The sequence below is a fragment of the Plantactinospora sp. WMMC1484 genome, assembly GCF_049315195.1.
GTDB lineage: Bacteria > Actinomycetota > Actinomycetes > Mycobacteriales > Micromonosporaceae > Plantactinospora.
Genome location: NZ_CP186055.1, coordinates 1,221,567 through 1,238,101, shown reverse-complemented (window position 1 = coordinate 1,238,101; position 16,535 = coordinate 1,221,567). Strand labels below are relative to the sequence as shown.

The 16,535-nt window shown below is 73.3% G+C and carries 12 protein-coding genes and 1 pseudogene; 5 read left to right on the top strand and 8 right to left on the bottom strand.

Annotation, left to right across the window (positions count from 1 at the left end):
- Positions 1-21: 21 nt before the first annotated feature.
- From ACN28C_RS05440 to soxR, 4 genes and pseudogenes are all read right to left on the bottom strand, one after another.
- Positions 22-999: an aldo/keto reductase gene (locus tag ACN28C_RS05440; RefSeq protein WP_422772475.1), complete on the bottom strand. Its 978-nt coding sequence runs from the start codon at positions 997-999 to the stop codon at positions 22-24.
- 215 nt (positions 1,000-1,214) lie between these two features.
- Positions 1,215-3,125 (bottom strand): PPC domain-containing protein, encoded by a 1,911-nt coding sequence (locus ACN28C_RS05435; protein ID WP_422772474.1) that lies wholly within the window; start codon positions 3,123-3,125, stop codon positions 1,215-1,217.
- A 237-nt stretch (positions 3,126-3,362) separates the two neighbouring features.
- The gene (locus ACN28C_RS05430; RefSeq protein ID WP_422772473.1) at positions 3,363-7,844 is read right to left on the bottom strand and encodes an HAD-IC family P-type ATPase; all 4,482 of its coding nucleotides are present in this window, start codon (positions 7,842-7,844) and stop codon (positions 3,363-3,365) included.
- A 365-nt stretch (positions 7,845-8,209) separates the two neighbouring features.
- A pseudogene (gene soxR / locus ACN28C_RS05425) lies at positions 8,210-8,647 on the bottom strand (redox-sensitive transcriptional activator SoxR); the annotation flags it as partial.
- Between the two features lie 126 nt (positions 8,648-8,773).
- Between soxR and ACN28C_RS05420 the strand changes: the two are divergent.
- Both ACN28C_RS05420 and ACN28C_RS05415 read left to right on the top strand, forming a co-directional pair.
- Positions 8,774-8,968 carry a hypothetical protein gene (locus ACN28C_RS05420; protein ID WP_422772472.1) on the top strand — a complete coding sequence of 65 codons (195 nt, stop codon included), beginning with the start codon at positions 8,774-8,776 and terminating at the stop codon, positions 8,966-8,968.
- A 75-nt stretch (positions 8,969-9,043) separates the two neighbouring features.
- Positions 9,044-9,595, top strand: a complete 552-nt coding sequence (locus ACN28C_RS05415) for a YbaK/EbsC family protein (protein WP_422774535.1) — start codon at positions 9,044-9,046, stop codon at positions 9,593-9,595.
- Positions 9,596-9,856: 261 nt separating this feature from the next.
- Here the strand turns inward: ACN28C_RS05415 and ACN28C_RS05410 are convergent, their stop codons facing one another.
- Positions 9,857-10,141: a hypothetical protein gene (locus ACN28C_RS05410; RefSeq protein ID WP_422772471.1), complete on the bottom strand. Its 285-nt coding sequence runs from the start codon at positions 10,139-10,141 to the stop codon at positions 9,857-9,859.
- A gap of 426 nt (positions 10,142-10,567) precedes the next feature.
- Between ACN28C_RS05410 and ACN28C_RS05405 the strand changes: the two genes are divergently transcribed.
- Positions 10,568-11,650, top strand: a complete 1,083-nt coding sequence (locus tag ACN28C_RS05405; RefSeq protein ID WP_422772470.1) for a helix-turn-helix domain-containing protein — start codon at positions 10,568-10,570, stop codon at positions 11,648-11,650.
- A gap of 112 nt (positions 11,651-11,762) precedes the next feature.
- Here ACN28C_RS05405 and ACN28C_RS05400 read toward each other — a convergent pair whose 3' ends face one another.
- On the bottom strand, positions 11,763-12,200 hold the full coding sequence (locus ACN28C_RS05400; protein WP_422772469.1) for a SufE family protein: 438 nt from the start codon (positions 12,198-12,200) through the stop codon (positions 11,763-11,765).
- Positions 12,201-12,406: 206 nt separating this feature from the next.
- Between ACN28C_RS05400 and ACN28C_RS05395 the strand changes: the two genes are divergently transcribed.
- Positions 12,407-13,063, top strand: coding sequence for a dTDP-4-dehydrorhamnose 3,5-epimerase family protein (locus ACN28C_RS05395; protein ID WP_422772468.1), 657 nt, complete (start codon positions 12,407-12,409; stop codon positions 13,061-13,063).
- 7 nt (positions 13,064-13,070) lie between these two features.
- On the opposite strand, the gene ACN28C_RS05390 is transcribed toward ACN28C_RS05395, so the two are convergent.
- Entirely contained in the window at positions 13,071-14,816 is a 1,746-nt protein-coding gene (locus ACN28C_RS05390; RefSeq protein ID WP_422772467.1) for a proline--tRNA ligase, read from the bottom strand.
- A gap of 227 nt (positions 14,817-15,043) precedes the next feature.
- Here ACN28C_RS05390 and ACN28C_RS05385 point away from each other — a divergent pair, with 227 nt between their 5' ends.
- A complete protein-coding gene (locus ACN28C_RS05385) occupies positions 15,044-15,829 on the top strand; it encodes an SGNH/GDSL hydrolase family protein (protein ID WP_422772466.1) in 786 nt (261 codons plus the stop codon).
- 62 nt (positions 15,830-15,891) lie between these two features.
- On the opposite strand, the gene ACN28C_RS05380 is transcribed toward ACN28C_RS05385, so the two are convergent.
- Positions 15,892-16,503 (bottom strand): pentapeptide repeat-containing protein, encoded by a 612-nt coding sequence (locus ACN28C_RS05380; RefSeq protein ID WP_422772465.1) that lies wholly within the window; start codon positions 16,501-16,503, stop codon positions 15,892-15,894.
- Positions 16,504-16,535 lie beyond the last annotated feature (32 nt).

Sequence of the window (16,535 nt, the reverse complement as noted above, 5' to 3'; positions counted from 1 at the left end):
TGGTCCTTGGCGGCGTGCGGGTCAGAAGCCCTCCGGCGCATGCGGTACGTAGTGCTGGCCGAGCCGGCGCAGCGCCTCCTCGTCGAGCATCACGTCGACCGCGGCGACCGCGTCGGTAATCTGCTCCGGCCTGGTCGCCCCGACGATCGGCGCGGTCACCGCCGGCTGGTGCAGCAGCCAGGCGAGCGCGACCTGCGCCCGGGACACGCCGAGCTCAGCGGCGACCTCGGCGACCGCGCCGACCACCCGGCGGTCGGCCTCCTCGGCCTGCCGGTAGAGGGTGCCGCCGAACCGGTCGTTCTCGCTGCGCGTGGTGGTGGCGTCCCAGTCCCGGGTCAGCCGGCCCCGGGCCAGCGGGCTCCAGGGCAGCACCCCGACTCCCTGGTCCAGGCAGAACGGAAGCATCTCCCGCTCCTCCTCCCGCATGATCAGGTTGTACTGGTCCTGCATCGAGACGAACCGCGTCCAACCGTGCAGGTCGGCCGTGTACTGCGCCTGCGCGAACTGCCAGGTCCACATCGAGGACGCACCGACATACCGCACCTTGCCGGCCCGGACGAGGTCGTGCAGCGCCTCCATCGTCTCCTCGATCGGCACCTCCGGGTCGTAGCGGTGGATCTGGTAGAGGTCGATGTAGTCGGTACCGAGCCGGCGCAGGCTCTCGTCGACCTGGGTGAGGATCGCCGCCCGGGACAGCCCGCCGCCCTTCGGCCCGGGGCCCATCCGGCCGTGCACCTTGGTGGCGATGACCACCTCGTCGCGGCGGGCGAACTCGCCGAGCAGCCGGCCGGTGATCTCCTCGCTGCTGCCGAGGGAGTAGACGTTCGCCGTGTCGAAGGTGGTGATCCCGGCCTCGATCGCCTGCCGGAAGAAGGGCCGCGCCTCGTCGAGACCCATCGACCAGGCGTGGGTGCCGCGCTGCGGGTCGCCGTAGGTCATGCAACCGAGCACGATGCTCGACACTTCCAGTCCCGAGCCGCCCAGCCGTACGTACCGCATCAGCACTCCTTGCCGCGTCCGTGGCCGCGGGTCACCGTGGCCGCGTCTGTCACCGGCGAGCTGTCGATCACCGGTCCTCCGCAACGTACCGGCGGGCGGGCGTACGCGAAACCCGTGCCGACCTCGGCAACGTACCCCTCCGGGCACGGCAGAGGCGCCCCTCCTGTGCCGGAAGTCCGGCCGGAAGGGGCGCCTCGTCGAGGTTCAGTCGTCGGTCATCGGGTGACGGTGAAGGCGATCCGGCCGAGGGTGTCCTCGATGCCGGTGAAGCCCTCACCCGGGTTGAACTCGTCCTCCCCGAAGTCGACGTCGATGTCGTCCGCGGTGCCGCCGATCCCGTCCGGGCCGACCCCGAACATGACCGGGAAGTTGCCGCCCTGGTCCATGAGGTTGGGCTGCTCGTTGAACTGGTCGACGTGCCAGTTGCCGAAGAAGTGGCCGGCCTCGTGCGCGGTGACGTTGCCGACGGCCTGGCCGACGAAACCGATCCGGTCGCTCTCGGCGGTCAGGTACGTGTTCAGCGACGGGTCGTCGCCGGCCGGCTCGCTCAGCACGTCGAGCAGGACCAGTGCCGAGTCCTCGGTGCCGAAGTTGCCCGGGTCGATGTACTGCGCGATGCCGATGGTCGGCACCCCCGACTCGGCGATGGTGCCGCCGACGATGACCCGGCTGACGTTGGCCTGCCCGAACGGGTCGGCGTGGTCCCGGCTGTTGAGGATCCGGATGTCGAAGCGGGGGTTCAGCCCGCTGTGGACCATGTCGTGGCGGAGGTTCTCCCGGACCTCGGCGACGATCGCGTCGATCACGGCGTCCTCGTCGGCGGCGGTGAGACCCCATCGGCCGAGGAAGGCCCGCATCGGACTGAGGGTGCGCACGCCCGGCCCGCCGAACATGGCGGTGTTGATCCGCGCGCCGTCGAAGTCGAGGAAGAGCGTCTGCCGTGGCTGCTGCCCCGGCCGGTACGCCTCGACAGTGATGTCGTACATGCCGTCGCCGAGGGTGACGCCGACGTAGTGCCAGCCGGCCTTCGACGCCACGTGATCGGTGACCGCGTTGCCGCCGCCCGGCAGGGGGCTGTTCGGCGGGTAGAGGGCGGTGGCGTCCTGCGGGGAGCCGTGCACCTCGCGGCCGTCCGGATCGAAGACGGTGATCTTGGCGGCCGAGCCCTCGACCGAGGCGCCGAGCACGTCACCCGGCCGGAGCCGTACCGCGAAGAAGTCGGTGTCCTGGTCGGCGGTGGAGATGGTGACCTGGTAGGGGCCCTCGCTGCCGGCGCCCGCGCCGCTGCCCGAGTCGAACGGGTCCTGGGGCAGGGTCGGGAAGCCGATCACCGCCACGTAGTAGGTGCCGTCCGCCGCGAACTGGTGCACCAGGAGGCTGTCCAGGCCCTCGGGGCTGTCGTCGTTGAGGTCGATCAGCTCGCCGTCGGCGGTGTAGAGCAGCACGACCGGGTCCAGATCACCGGTCGGGGTGTCGATGTCGACGGTCAGCGTCCGCCCGGCGGTGCCGGTCACCTCGTAGAAGTCGAAGTCACCGCTGCCGGTGCCGTCGCTGCCGTGCGGGCCGTCCCCGATCTCCGCCGAGGTGGTGACCGCCTGCCGGCCCGCGCCGACACCGGTCTCGCCGGCCAGCGGGATGGCGCCGTCGTCCTCGGGGTTCGGCTCGATCTCCTCCGCCTCCACCTGCTCCGGGGAGAGCGTGCCGAGGATCCGCAGCCGGTTGTTGTCCTTTCCGCCCGTACCGAAGCCGGCGATGCGCTGAGCAGTGGCCGGGCTGTCGTTGCCGCCGCGGACGCCGGTCGGCTCCTCCTCGTCGGCGAGCATCGGCGCGGCGGCGGCCGCCCGCTGCTGGGCCCGCAGGCCGGCCCGCTGCTCACCCTTCTGGGCCAGCCAGCTCCGCCAGCCGACGTGGTCGGCCTTTGCCGGGTCGGGCAGCAGCGCGAGGTACGGGTTCGCTCCGGACGGCTGCTTCGCGGCTCCCGGCTTCAGCGTGACGAGGCCGGCCGGCGGTGCGGCGGTGGCGCCCGTGGTGTGCTGGTCCGCTCCCGGCCGGGCCTGTGCACCGGTGGGTGTCAGGACCGCGGCCACCAGCGTTCCGGCAGCCAGCATCGCGATTGGTCGACGCATGTATCCCCCTCCGTCGTGCCATCGATCGGTGGCCCCCGCCACCAGATGGCTACCGTGACGCTACTGATCTCGAAGGGAAATTAATAGAATGAGCGACATATCTAACTACATTGCTAGATACGGTCACGGGGACCGTGACCGTATCTGTGGGCGAGCCGTGGCAGTGCCGTAAGGTGCGTGCCGGTATCGACCGGCTTCTCGATCGCGACGTCGACCGTCCTGATCGGCCGGAGGGTCTCAGCTGCCGGCCGGGGCCGCGTCTCCGCGACCGTCGGCGGCCGGCGGGGTGATCAGGCGGCTCACGGCGGTGTTGGTGAGTGTCGCGCTCAGTGCGCTGCCGGCGGCGATTCCCCAGCCGACCGGCCCGAGCGGGGTGCAGCCGAAGAACTGGCTCAGCCCCGGCGTCTGGATCACCCCCGCGAGTACCGCCACCGAGACGGCGGTCGAGGCGAGCACGCTGCGGCTCGCCCCGCCGTCCAGCACGGTCTGGCCGAGCTGCGTACCGACCAGCGAGGCGAGCGCGACGGTGCCGGCCCGGCGGCGGGTGCCGGTGTAGCGGGCCAGCGTCCAGCCGGTGGTGGCGCCGAGGGTCGTCGTCCCGGCCCGCAGCGTGATCTCTCGGCTGAGGGTGGCGCCGAGGGACGTCTCCGGCCCCTCGGTGAGCAGGCCGTCCATCCGGTCCGGCCGGGGGGCCCGGACCGCGATCGCCATCGCCGGTGCCAGGTCGGTGAGGAGGTTGACCAGCAGCATCTGCCGGCCGTTCAGCGCCGACCGGCCGGTCAGCGCGGCGGTGAGCACGCTGAACGCGATCTCACCGAGGTTGCCGCCGACCAGGATGCTCAGGGCGTGCCGTACCGAGGACCACATGGCGCGCCCCTCGACCAGGGTGGCGATGATCGTTTCGAGCCGGTCGTCGGTGACCACCAGGTCGGCGGCGGCCCGGGCGGCCGGGGTGCCCCGCTGGCCGAGCGCGATGCCGACGTCGGCGAGCCGGATCGCGGGCGCGTCGTTGGCGCCGTCCCCGGTCATCGCCACGGTACGGCCGCACTTCTGCAACGCCTGGATGATCCGCACCTTGTGCGTCGGCGTGCACCGGGCCACCACGTCGGTCCGGGCCAGCCGCTCGGCCAGCGCGTCGTCGTCGAGCCGGTCGAGTTCGATGGCGGTGACCACCCGTTGGGCGGTGCCGTCGGTACTGATGATCGCGGCGATCGCCTCGGCCGTCGCCGGATGGTCTCCCGTGATCATGATGGTGTGTACGCCGGCCTGCCGGATCCGTGCCACCGCCGGGGCGGCGCTCTGCCGGACCCCGTCGGAGAGGGCGAGGAAGCCGACGAAGGTCAGCTCCCCGACATCGTCCTCGCTGACCGTGTCGCCGGGCAGCTCCCGCTCGGCAACCGCCAGGACCCGCTGGCCGGCGCCGGCGTGCTGGTCCAGCACCTCCCGGAGGGCCCGGCTACCGGCCTCGTCCAGTGCCCGGTCGCCGTCCGGTCGCCGCTGCCGGGTGCACCGGGGCAGGATCGTCTCCGGCGCACCCTTCACGCTGAGCAGGTGACGGCCACGGTAGCGGCCGACCGTGGCGTGGTAGCCCCGGGACGGCTCGAACGGCAGCGCGTCCGCCTGCTGCCAGCCGTGGGCCCGGGTTCCGGTGCCGACGCCGGCCCGCCGGGCGCCGGTCAGCACCGCCCGGTCGGTCTGCTGGCTGACCTCCTCCGGCCGGTCGGCCGCCGGGGTGGCCCGCAGCGCCACCCTGAGCACCGGACGCAGCGGCTTGTCCAGTGCGTCCAGGTCGGCGTACCGGTCGCCGTCGCCGACGCCGGCCAGCATCAGCTCGCCCTCGGTCAGGGTGCCGGTCTTGTCGAAGCAGAGCACGTCGACCCGGCCGAGCGCCTCGATGGTGCGCGGGTTGCGCACCAGCGCGCCGTGTTCGGCCAGCCGGCGGGCGGCGGCCAGCTGGGCGGCGCTGACCAGGAACGGCAACCCCTCCGGTACGGAGGCGACCGCCAGGTTCGCGGCGGTGCCGGCCGACTCGACCAGCGGTACGCCCCGGAGCAGCCCGGCCCCGGCGACCGCCACCGCCGAGCTGGCGGCGAGCGGGATCGACATCTTGGTCAGCCTGCCGAGCCGGGCCTCGACGCCACTGGTCGGAGCGGCCTCCCCGGCCAGCGCCATGCCCCTGCCGACCTCGGTCTCCGCGCCGGTCGCCACCACCACGCCGACACCGCGCCCGGCGGCGATCGTGGTCCCCTCGTAGAGCATGGACCGGCGGTCGGCGACGGCGGCGGCGATCACCGGCTGACTGGTCTTGGGCACGGGCAGCGACTCGCCGGTGAGCGAGGACTCGTCGGTCTCCAGGCCGTCCGCCTCCAGCACCCGGCAGTCCGCCGGAATCGCGTCGCCGGGCTCCAGCAGCACGATGTCGCCCGGGACGAGCTGGTCGGCGGTCACCATCCGTTCGGCACCGTCACGCCGGACCCGGGCGGTCACCGCCGACCGGGAGAGCAGTTCGGCCAGCGAACGTTCGGTCGAGACCCGGTGCGCAGCGCCGATCAGCGCGGTCAGCCCGATCACGCCGCCGACGAGTGCGGCGTCCGCCACCGAACCGACCGCGGCCGAGAGCCCGGCACCGCCGGCGAGTACCGGGGTGAGCGGGTTCGCCAACTCCTCGACGAACGCCCGGGACAGGTCGACACCGTCGGTCGGACCGGCCGCCGCCGGCCGGCCGCGCCGGCCGGCCTCCTCGCCGGGAAGCCCCGCCTCGTCGGTGCGGAGCCGCTTCAGCACGGCCCGCACCGGCATCAGGTGCCACGGGGTCGGCGGCGCGGCGGCCGAGCCACGCCGCCGGGGCAGCCGACCCGCCCGCCAGACACCGTTTCCGATCGCCAGCCCGGCGGCGGCGTTCACCGGCGCCATGGTCCGGCCCGGCAGTTGCGCCGGGGCCGAGGTGAAGGCCGCCAGCGCACCCAGCCCGCTGCCGGCACCGGCCAGCGCGATGCTCTGCCGGGCCACCGTGCGGGCCGTGCCGGCGGCCTCGACCACCAGCGCCGCCACCGCCAGGTCTGCGCCGACGAGCAGGTGGGCGCCCCACGGCGGCGGCTGGTCGGCGTGCCACACTCCCAGGCCGCAGTCGGCGGCTGCCAGCGCCCGCGGATCGGCGGAGACGAGGGCGACCATGGCGCCGTCGCGCTGGAGCGATCGGATCGACGCCGCGAGCCGTTGCCCGCCGGGAAGACGACCGTCGGCGAAGTCGTACTCCTCGTCGTCGGGGTCCCCGTCCGCGGCGACCAGCAGGCGCAGGCCCGCCCGCCGGGCCGCCGCCGGCAGCGCGTCGACGCCGGGGGCGGGCTCGGCGGCCACCCGGACCACCGCCGCGAGCGTCCCGTCGCTGGTCAGGCCGAGCAGCTTGCCGCCGTCGGCGCGGATCCGGGCGATCTCCTCGGCACCCGCGCCGACGGGCAGGCGCAGCGCATCGAGCGGACCGAGGCTCCAGCCGTCGGCATCGCGTACCCGGTCCGGCGCGTCGGGGTCGAAGAGGTCGAACGCCCGGGTCGCCGCCTCCTCGGCGTCGGCGCCGGGCAGTGGGGCCAGGTCGGTGAGGACGCCACGGGCGGAGCGCAGCACGGCGGCGTCCAGCACGAGCACGTCGAGGCGTTCCAGCTCGCGCAGCACGCTGCGGTCCATGGCGATCACACCCCGGCGGGCGAGCAGCCAGCCGAGCCGGGCGGCGTACCCCTCCCGGCCGGCGACGGCCGCGCTCGGGATGCTGGCCAGCGCCAGTGCGGCCGCGCGTTTCCGCCCGGCGAGGGAGAGCAGGGCGGCTCCGGCGACGGTGCCGGACTCCAGCACCCGGGCGAGATACCGCTCGACCGGACCGTCCGGTTTCGGCCGTGGTCGCTCGTCCGACGGCGGGACCGCTCCGGCCCGGTCCGGGGTGCCGGCGAGCATCGGCTCGGCCTCTTCCCAGGCGGCCAGCTGCGCCCGGGCCTCGCCCCACTGCAACACGCGCTGGGCGCCGTCGAGCGCGATTCCGGCCCAGCCGCCGGTCAGGCCCTGCGCGAGCACGGTGGCCAGGGGCAGCCAGGAGTTGGCCCGGTGGTCGCCGCCGAGTCCCCGCCCGGCCAGCTCGTGCAGCTTCGGGTGCAGGTCGACCGCGCGCAGCAGGCCGGCGAGTTCCCCGGGAGCCCGGGTGAACGGCATGATCCGGACCGCGGCCGAGAGTCCGAGCCCGAGGGCGTCGGTGGCGAGCCGGGTCATCGCGCGCCGGGTCCGCGGGCCTTCCTCGGGGGGATGCGGTTCGGCGCAGTCCGGGTCGGGCTCCCATCCATCGGTACGCTCCACGGCGGCTACCGTCGCGGTCAGCTCCCGCACCCGGGGACCGGTCGGGGCTACCGCCACCACCACCCGCCCGGAGGGCGCGTTGACGCGGGCCCACTCGACCCCGGGCAGCCGCTGCAGCGCGTCCTCGATCCGGGCGGCCAGCCGCTCGCCCCCTGGCTGTGCCACGCCGTGCACCTCGATATGGTGCCGGCCCGGCCGGGACCAGACGGCACGGCGCCGCAATCCGGCGGCCCGGGCGGCGCGGGCGGCCATCGACTCCGCGTTGTGCGCGACCCCGGCGACGAGCTGCGGCACGCCGCGCGGGGAGAGGGCTTCGGGCAGGCTGGGCAGGTGGACGCGACGCAGGTCCACCCCGGGAAGTCTCAGCCCGAGGGGGGTCATCGACCGGAGCCGCCGGCTGGCCGGCCGCTCCACCGCCGGGCGGTGCGGATGTCGCTGACCGCACTCGGGTACCGCATGCTTCACCCTCCCAGCCGTTTCCCAGAGCCGTGGATCGGCCCTGCGTTCCCGGTCAACGGGGCCTTATGCCCGTTTCCGGCGGCAATTCCCCTACACCGCCGTCGAAGCGGCCCCGGCCGGGCTCAGGCCCGGGTCATGGCCGGGTCGGCGGTCCCGGCCGGGGTGCAGGCGGCGCCCCCGGCGCAGGTCCCGCCACCGGCGGGCCCGCCGGACGGAGCGCCGGGGCGCTCGTGGGCTGCCTCGCCGGCGGTGTCGTCGGGTGCGGGTGCCGGTCCGGTGAGGCCGGCGAGCAGGTGGCGCGGGCCGGGACCGGTGCTGGCCAGTACGTCGTCGGGGTTGGAGAGCGCACACCGGTCCAGCGAGAGGCAGCCGCAGCCGATGCAGTCGGCGAGGTCGTCGCGGAGTCGTTGCAGGGCGCTGATCCGCTCGTCGAGTTGGCCACGCCAGTTCGACGAGAGCCGGGCCCAGTCGTCCCGGGTGGGTGTGCGCTGCTCGGGAAGGCTGGCCAGTGCCTCCCGGATCTGGGCCAGTGGCACGCCGACCCGCTGCGCGAACCGGATGAAGGCGACCCGGCGCAGGATGTCGCGGCCGTACCGCCGCTGGTTGCCGCTCGTCCGGGTGCTGGTGATCAGCCCCTTGGCCTCGTAGAAGTGCAGGGCGGAGATGGCCACGCCGCTGCGCTCGGCGAGCTGCCCGACGGTCAGGGTGTGTACGGCTTCGGTCACCGGTCGAGGCTATCCCGAATACCTCAACCAATGTCCAGGTCTCCTCGCCCCGGTCGGCGCTACCCGACCGGGCGACTTCGGCCGGTATGCGAAACATCCTCTTCTACGCTGCCTAGGCTCGACATCATGATCTACATGGCTCTGGCCGGGATGATGTACGTCTGCGGCTTCGTCTTCCTCTACGGTGTCGTCCGGCTCGCCGTCCGACACGGCATCGAGGACATCAGTGTGCGGCGGCAGCGGGCCGCCGAGGCGCCGGAGCAGGCCCGGCTCCGGGAGCGCACCCTGGTGCCGGACAACGCCTTCCTCGCCGGGAGCTGATCCGCTCCCCGCCGGTGGGCGGTTGCGGGCCAACCTCGCCGGCCGGGGCGGGTCGGTGCGAGGATCACGGGCGTGATGGGAACCCTGAAGACGGAGCCGGCCCGGACCCGCCACGACCTGCTCGCGCCCCCGGTGGCCGAGGCCCTGCACCGCTGGGCCGCCGGCGCACCGGTCGGCGTCGACGACGTCCTGGTCGCACCGATCGACCCCGACCTCGCCGACACCGCCGCCTTCTGCGCCGCCTACGAGGTCGGGTTGGACGTCTCGGCGAACTGCGTGGTGGTCGCCGGCAGGCGGGAGGGTACGGTCCGGTACGCCGCCTGCGTCGTACTGGCCACCACCCGGGCCGACGTGAACGGCGTGGTGCGCCGCCATCTCGACGTACGGAAGGCGAGCTTCGCGCCGATGGACGAGGCGGTCGAGTTGACCGGGATGGAGTACGGCGGGATCACCCCGATCGGGCTGCCCGGGTCATGGCCGGTCCTGGTCGATCCGAGGGTCGTCGACACTCCGTACGTGATCATCGGGTCCGGTGTCCGGCACAGCAAGATCGCCCTCCCCGGGGCCGCGCTCCGCCTGCTGCCCACCGCCGAGGTCGTCGACGGACTGGCCCGGGAAGCCGGCTGACGACCGGTCCGGCCCGGCGGTGGAGTCCGGCCCGGCGGTGGAGTCCGGCCCGGCGGTGGCGAGGTCCGGCCAGCACACCGGGCACCCACAGCGGACCACCCGGACCTGGCCGGTGCCGGAGACCAGACGTACCTGTCCGGGGCAGTAATGTGGCGGTTCGGTTACCGGCGGACGCAGGGCCAGCGCGCACGGCAGGCAGAGCGTCGTCTCGCTCATCCGGTGGCCCACCCGGTGCATCCCGCGAACTCGCAGGCCATTCTGCTAACCACCCCCGTCGAGCGGGCCCCCGTCGACGGGCTCCGCGCCGGTCGCACGTGCCGAGGAGGCAGCGCGGCTGTCGATGTCTATCACATCGACGTCCGGCTGTGTGGGTACGAATGGATCGTTCACCATTTCCAAATAGGCGCGTGCCGTCGCCAGAGCGCGGCAGCCCGACAGTTTGCAGATGGGGCAGAGGCCATCGGCGCGTGGCCAGTGCTCGATCACGATCAGCCGGGCGGAGAGCACCATCCGGTTGCGTGCCCGGCGGGCGGCGGGACCGGTCATGACCGGCCGCCGCGCCTCCGGCGCCCTCCCCGGCTGCGCACCGGGCCCCTCCCGCGCACGAGCCGCCTCCTGAGCTGCCTGGAAAGGTGCGGCGGCCGCCGGCACGACCGCCGCACCCGGTGGGGCGCTGCCACGCTTCCCAGGGGGAAGAGAGCGGGCTCGCACCCCGGTCCGCGCGGACCGATCACGGGCCGACCTGGAGACCGTCGAGGCCGGCCGCGTCATACCCGCGGGCCGTGGGGCTACTGTCCCGGCGCCGGTCCCGAGGTCACCCCGGGCTTACATTGCGGGCCCGGAAGCGGTAGAACATTGACCGGTGCCATATCGAACAGAAGCGATCCACATCCCCACGTTCCCGTAACCAGAGAACTACCGATAGTAGGCGCGGTTTTCAGGTGTTTTCCCGAGCGCACAGGCGGTAGACGGATGGATCACGTCGGCGCAAGGCTGAGGGTGGCGCGCACGGACGCCCAGGTCACCCTGACCCAGATGGCGGCGCGCACCAACTACAGCAAGAGTCATCTGTGCAACGTCGAGCTCGGCAAACGGCCGGCCACGCCGGACCTGGTCCTGGCCTACGAGCGGGTGTTGGGAGACAGCGTGAACCGCAGAGGTGCCCTCGCGCTCGCCGCGACCGTCGTCGTCTCCTCCGCCGTGGCCGACCTGGTCCAGCACGGGTTCGCCGCCGCCATCGGCCCGCGGCGGGACGTGGACGAGTGGGTCGCCCGGGCCGAGGCGTACGGGCAGGACTACATGTCACTCGGTGCCGCCGAACTGCAGGCCCGGCTCGCCGCCGATCTCGTCGTGCTGCAACAGGAGCTGGACAGCCCGCACCTGTGGGGCGTGGCGGCCCGGCTGATGACGGTGCACGGCAAGACCCTGCCCAGCAACGACGGGGGCCGGGGGGCCATCCGGTCGTACGAGATGGCGGCGGTCGCGGCGGACCGTTCCGGTGACCTGGCGACGCGAGTCTGGGTACGCGGTCGTGCCGCGCTCGCGCTCGCGTACGAGGGGGCACACCTGCCGGTCGCCTCCCGCTTCGCCGGGCAGGCGGTGGCGCTCTCCGACCGCCCGACCCTGGGCCGCCTCAACGCGTTGACGGCACAGGCGCACGTCGCCGCCTGTCGCGGACAGGCAACCGTCGCACTGGCCAAACTGGACGATACCCGCCGGCTCTTCGACGCCGCCGGCAGCTCCGAGCAGATCTCCGACTTCGCGGTGCCGCAGTGGCGGTTCCACACCTTCGAGTCGATGCTGCTCTCCCGGCTCGGCCACCCGGCAGCGGTGGCTGCGCAGGAGGCGGCGGACCGGGCCCGGCCGGCCATCCTGCCCCGGTTCGCCACCCACATCGAGCTGCACCGGGGACTGATGATGGCGTCGGCCGGAGACGCCGCCGGCGGCCTCGGGTACGCGCGGCGAGCGTTGGACCGGCTGCCGCCCGAGCGGCACAGCCTGTCGCTGCGACTGATGCTGACCGAGGTGGAACGGGTGGCCGGCGCGGCGGTGTGACCTGTTCGCAAGCCCACCTGAAAGTGACAGATGTCGATACTGTTGCACGTGAAACGTTGCTGCGTCGCGGCCAGCGCCCCGGAACCCGGGTGCCGAGCCCGTCCGCGTCCGGTCACACCCCGCCGAGCTGCTCCCGGACCTGCCGCTTGAGCCGGGCCAGGATGGCGTTGCCACCCCGCACCCGCAGCGGACTGATCGCCTGGGCCAGACCCATCCGCTGGTAGAGGTCGTCCGGCACGGCCAGCACCTCGTCGGCGCTCGCCCCGGCCAGTCCTTCGGCGAGGATGCCGGCGAAGGCCCGGGTGGTGGGTGCCTCCGGCGGGCAGTCGAACCAGGTGGTCACGGTGCGGTCGGGAGCCACCTCGGCGCGGAGGAAGAACGCGGTCTGGCACTCCGGGACCTGCTCCATCCCGGCGTGCCCGGTCAGTTCCGTCGGCAGCGGCGGCACCGCGTCGGAGAACTCCAGCAGCATCTCGAGGACCACGTCCCGGGGGGCGGCGGCGAACTCCGCCACGATCTCGGCGAGCTTCGGCGGCATCGATTGCGGCATGGCCCCAGGCTACCGAGACCGCTCCGGCCTCGGTCGGCTTCGGGTACGCCGTAGGAACGCTCGGCGTGCCGCTGGCCCATGACCGCCCTTGGTCGGCACGCTTACACCATGTCGGGTTTCCGATCGGCCACTCTGGGTTGCTGGGCGGTATCGTGCCTTTAGCCCGATAAGTCGGAGGGGGCCGCGCGATTGTGGAGGTGTGACCAGTGAAGGTTACCGAGCTGTCCATCCCGGGAGCCTGGGAGTTTCTCCCACAGCAGTTCTCCGACGACCGGGGCAGGCTTCTCGTCTGGTACGACGCGGCGGCCTTCGCCGACGCCCTCGGCTTCGACCTCCCCGTTGCCCAGGCCAACCAGAGCGTGTCCCGCAGGGGTGTGATCCGAGGGGTGCACTGGGCCGACGTACCGGTCGGCCAGGCCAAGTACGTCTACTGCCCGCGCGGTGCCGTCCTCGACATCGTGGTCGATCTGCGGGTCGGCTCGCCGACCTTCGGCCGGCACGAGGTGACCCGACTGGACACCATCGACAACCGCGCCGTCTATCTCGCCGAAGGGCTCGGGCACGCCTTCGTGGCGCTGGAGGAGGAGAGCATCGTCAGCTACCTCTGCTCCGCCCGGTACGCTCCGGCGCGCGAGCGGATCGTGCACGTGCATGACGAGGAGCTGGCACTGCCCTGGCCGACCGAGATCGATCCGGTCCTCTCCGAGCGCGACGCCCACGCACCAACCCTGGCCGAGCTGCGTGCCGCCGACCTGCTGCCGCGGTACGACGAGTGCCAGCGGTTCTATCAGGCCCGGTGCGCGGAGCATCGGGGCGGCGCGCCAGCAGTTCCTGAACGGGCGGACGGCATCCCGTTGAGCTGACCTCGGGCTAGCGCGAGGGGGTGAGTAGCTCCCACAGCGCTGCGGCGGGCAGCTCGGTACGCTCGCCGGTGGCCCGGCCGCGCAGTTCGACGTACCCGTCGGCCCAGCGGCGGCCGAGCACGACGGTACGCGGGATGCCGATCAGCTCGGCGTCGGCGAACTTCACCCCGGCCGAGACGTGCGTCCGGTCGTCGACAAGCACCCGCAGCCCACGCCCGGCGAACTCCTCGGCCAACTCCAGCGCCGCCTCCACCTGCGGCCCCTTGCCCGCTGCCACCAGGTGTACGTCGCAGGGCGCCACCGCCGACGGCCATACCAGGCCCTGCCCGTCGTGGTGCTGTTCGGCGATCGCGGCCACCGCCCGGGAGACGCCGATGCCGTAGCAGCCCATCGTCGGCCGGACCGGCCTGCCGTCCTGGCCCAGCACGTCGACCCGGAACGCGTCGGTGTAGCGGCGGCCGAGCTGGAACACGTGCCCGATCTCGATGCCCCGGCGGATCGTCAGCGCCCCGGGCCGGCAGGCCGGACACGGGTCGCCGGCCCGCACGTCGGCCGCCTCGATGGTCCCGTCCGGGGTGAAGTCCCGACCGCAGACCACGTCTGTGGCGTGCCGACCCGGCTCGTTGGCGCCGGTCAGCCAGGCGGTACCGGTGGCCACCCGGGGATCGACGAGATAGCGGATGCCGAGCTTGGCCAGCACCTGCGGGCCCAGGTAGCCCCGGACCAGCTCGGGCCGGCCGGCGAAGTTGTCGAACATCGACACGGTGGCGGGGCTCACCGCCGCGCCGAGCCGCTCCAGGTCCACCTCGCGGTCCCCCGGTACGCCGACGACCAGCAGTTCCGGTTCGTCCGCGCCGGGCCGGCGCAGCTCGACCACGACGTTCTTCAGGGTGTCGGCGGCCGTCCAGCCGCTCCGGCCGCCGAGCCGGCGGTCGTTGGCGAGCGCCACCAGCGACTCGATGGTCGGCGTCTCCGGGGTGTCGTGCACCTGCGCCGGCGGATGGGCGTGCACGTCGCCGACGGCTGCCGGTGGGGTCGCCACCGCCTCGGTGTTGGCGGCGTAGTCGCAGGCGGTGCAGCCGACGAAGGTGTCCTCGCCGACCTCGGTGGCGGCGAGGAACTCCTCGGAGGCCGAGCCGCCCATCGCGCCCGAGGTCGCCGCGACGATGGTGTACGTCAACCCGAGCCGGTCGAAGATCCGCTGGTACGCCGCCCGGTGCCGGTCGTACGCCGCCGCCAGCCCCGCCCGGTCCAGGTCGAAAGAGTAGGAGTCCTTCATCAGGAACTCCCGCCCGCGCAGTAGCCCGGCCCGGGGCCGCGCCTCGTCCCGGTACTTCGTCTGGATCTGGAAGATCGAGACCGGGAAGTCCCGGTAGGAGGTGAGGGTGTCCCGGACCAACAGGGTGGCCATCTCCTCATGGGTGGGGCCGAGCAGATAGTCGGCGCCCCGCCGGTCGGTGAGGGTGAAGATGTCGTCGCCGTACTCGGTCCACCGGCCCGTCGTCTCGTACGGCTCCCGGGGCAGCAGGGCCGGGAAGAGCACCTCCTGACCGCCGATCGCCACCATCTCCTCCCGGACGACCTCGGTGACCCGGTCCAGCACCAGCCGGCCGAGCGGGAGCCAGGTGTAGCCGCCCGGGGCGGCGCGGCGGACGTAACCGGCCCGGAGCAGCAGCCGATGGCTCGGCACCTCCGCGTCGGCCGGGTCCTCGCGCAGCGTACGCAGAAACAGCGTGGACATCCGCAGCAGCATCCGGGCAGCCTAGACCCGGCTCGGGAGCGGGGCACCGGATTTGCGGGCGCGGTCGCGGCCACCGGAACCGCCGGGGCGGTCGCGGGCACCCGGTTTGCCGAGGCGCTCGGGTGTGCGGCGCCGGTCACGCCGGGCCGCGGTTGTGTGCCGGAGCCGGGACCGGCTGACAGACTGGCGCCGGGTCGGCCCAAGTGGGAATTTGTGGGGAAGCAGCAGGGGAGGCGCACGTGCGCTGGCGCACCTTCGTGGCGGTGGGAGACAGCTTCACCGAGGGACTGGACGACCCGTACCCGGACGGCGGTTTCCGGGGCTGGGCCGACCTGGTGGCCGCGACGCTGGCCGCCGGGGCCGGGCCCGACTTCGGGTACGCCAATCTCGCGATCCGGGGCCGGCTCTTCGACAACGTCGTGGCCGAACAGGTGCCCACGGCCCTCGAGATGCGCCCCGATCTGGTCAGCTTCGCCGCCGGTGGCAACGACGTGCTGCGCCGCAGCTGCGACCCGTACGCACTGATCGAGCGCGCGGACCAGGTGATCAAGGAGTTCCGGGCCTCCGGTGCGGACGTGCTGCTGTTCCGGTTCGCCGACGTGATGGCCAGGCTGCCCGGCCAGCGGATAGTTGCACCCCGGGTGGCGGTGCTCAACCGGGGCATCGGTGAGATCGCCGACCGGCACGGCGCCACCCTGGTCGACCTCTACGCCGACGAGGTCTTCGGCAACCCGGTGCTCTGGAGCGCCGACCGGCTGCACCTGTCGGCGGCCGGGCACCGCCGGGTCGCGGCCCGGGTGCTGACGGCCCTCGGTATCTCCCCGGTCGAGAGCTGGCTGGTGGTCCCGCCCCGGCCGGCGCCGACGCCGTGGCTGGCAGCCCGGGGCGCGGACCTGCGCTGGATGCGGCAGTACCTCGCTCCCTGGGTGCGACGCCGGCTCACCGGCCGCTCCTCCGGCGACACGATCACCGCAAAGCGGCCGACGCTGGGGCCGTACCCGCAGCGGCAGTCGCCCGTGGACTGACCGGGGTCCATCCAGCGCCGGTCCATCCAGCGCCGGTGCGGCCGGTGCCGGGTGCGGCCGGTTCAGCCGACCTGGAAGCCGAGGGCCTGGGCGAGCACGATCGTCTGGGTCGGGTCGACGATCGCGCCGGAGCGCTCGACGGTGGTCGGGTCGAGCGTGCTGAGGTCGCTGCCGCGCAGGTCGCACCGGACGAACCGGGCCGCGCGCAACTGCGCCCCGGACAGGTCGACGCCGGTGAGGATCGCGTCGGTGCAGTTGGCGCCGGTCAGGTCGGCCTCGCGCATCCGTACTCCCTGGATGGTGACACCGCGCAGGTCCGCGCCGGGGAGTCCGACGAAGGACCAGTCCCCGCCGAGTACGGTCAGCGGCCGGACCGCCGACTCGGTGAAGGTGCTGCCGACCAGCTTGCAGCCGGCGAACTCGGCCTCGAAGAAGTTGCACCGGGTGAAGGTGCAGCGCAGAAAGGCCGAGTCGGTGTGCCGGGAGGCGTTGAACCGGACGTTGCCGAAGGCACAGTTGGTGAAGCTGCTCCGCTGCACGGTCGCCTCGGTCAGGTCGACGTCGAAGAACTCGCAGTCGACGTACTCGTGTTCGACGAACTCGTCGCCGTACCAGTCCTCGCGCCGGAAGGTCCGACCCTCGTGTCGTACACCTGTCCGGGTCGGATCCGCCATGTGACGACGTTAACCGAGACGAGCCGGCCTCC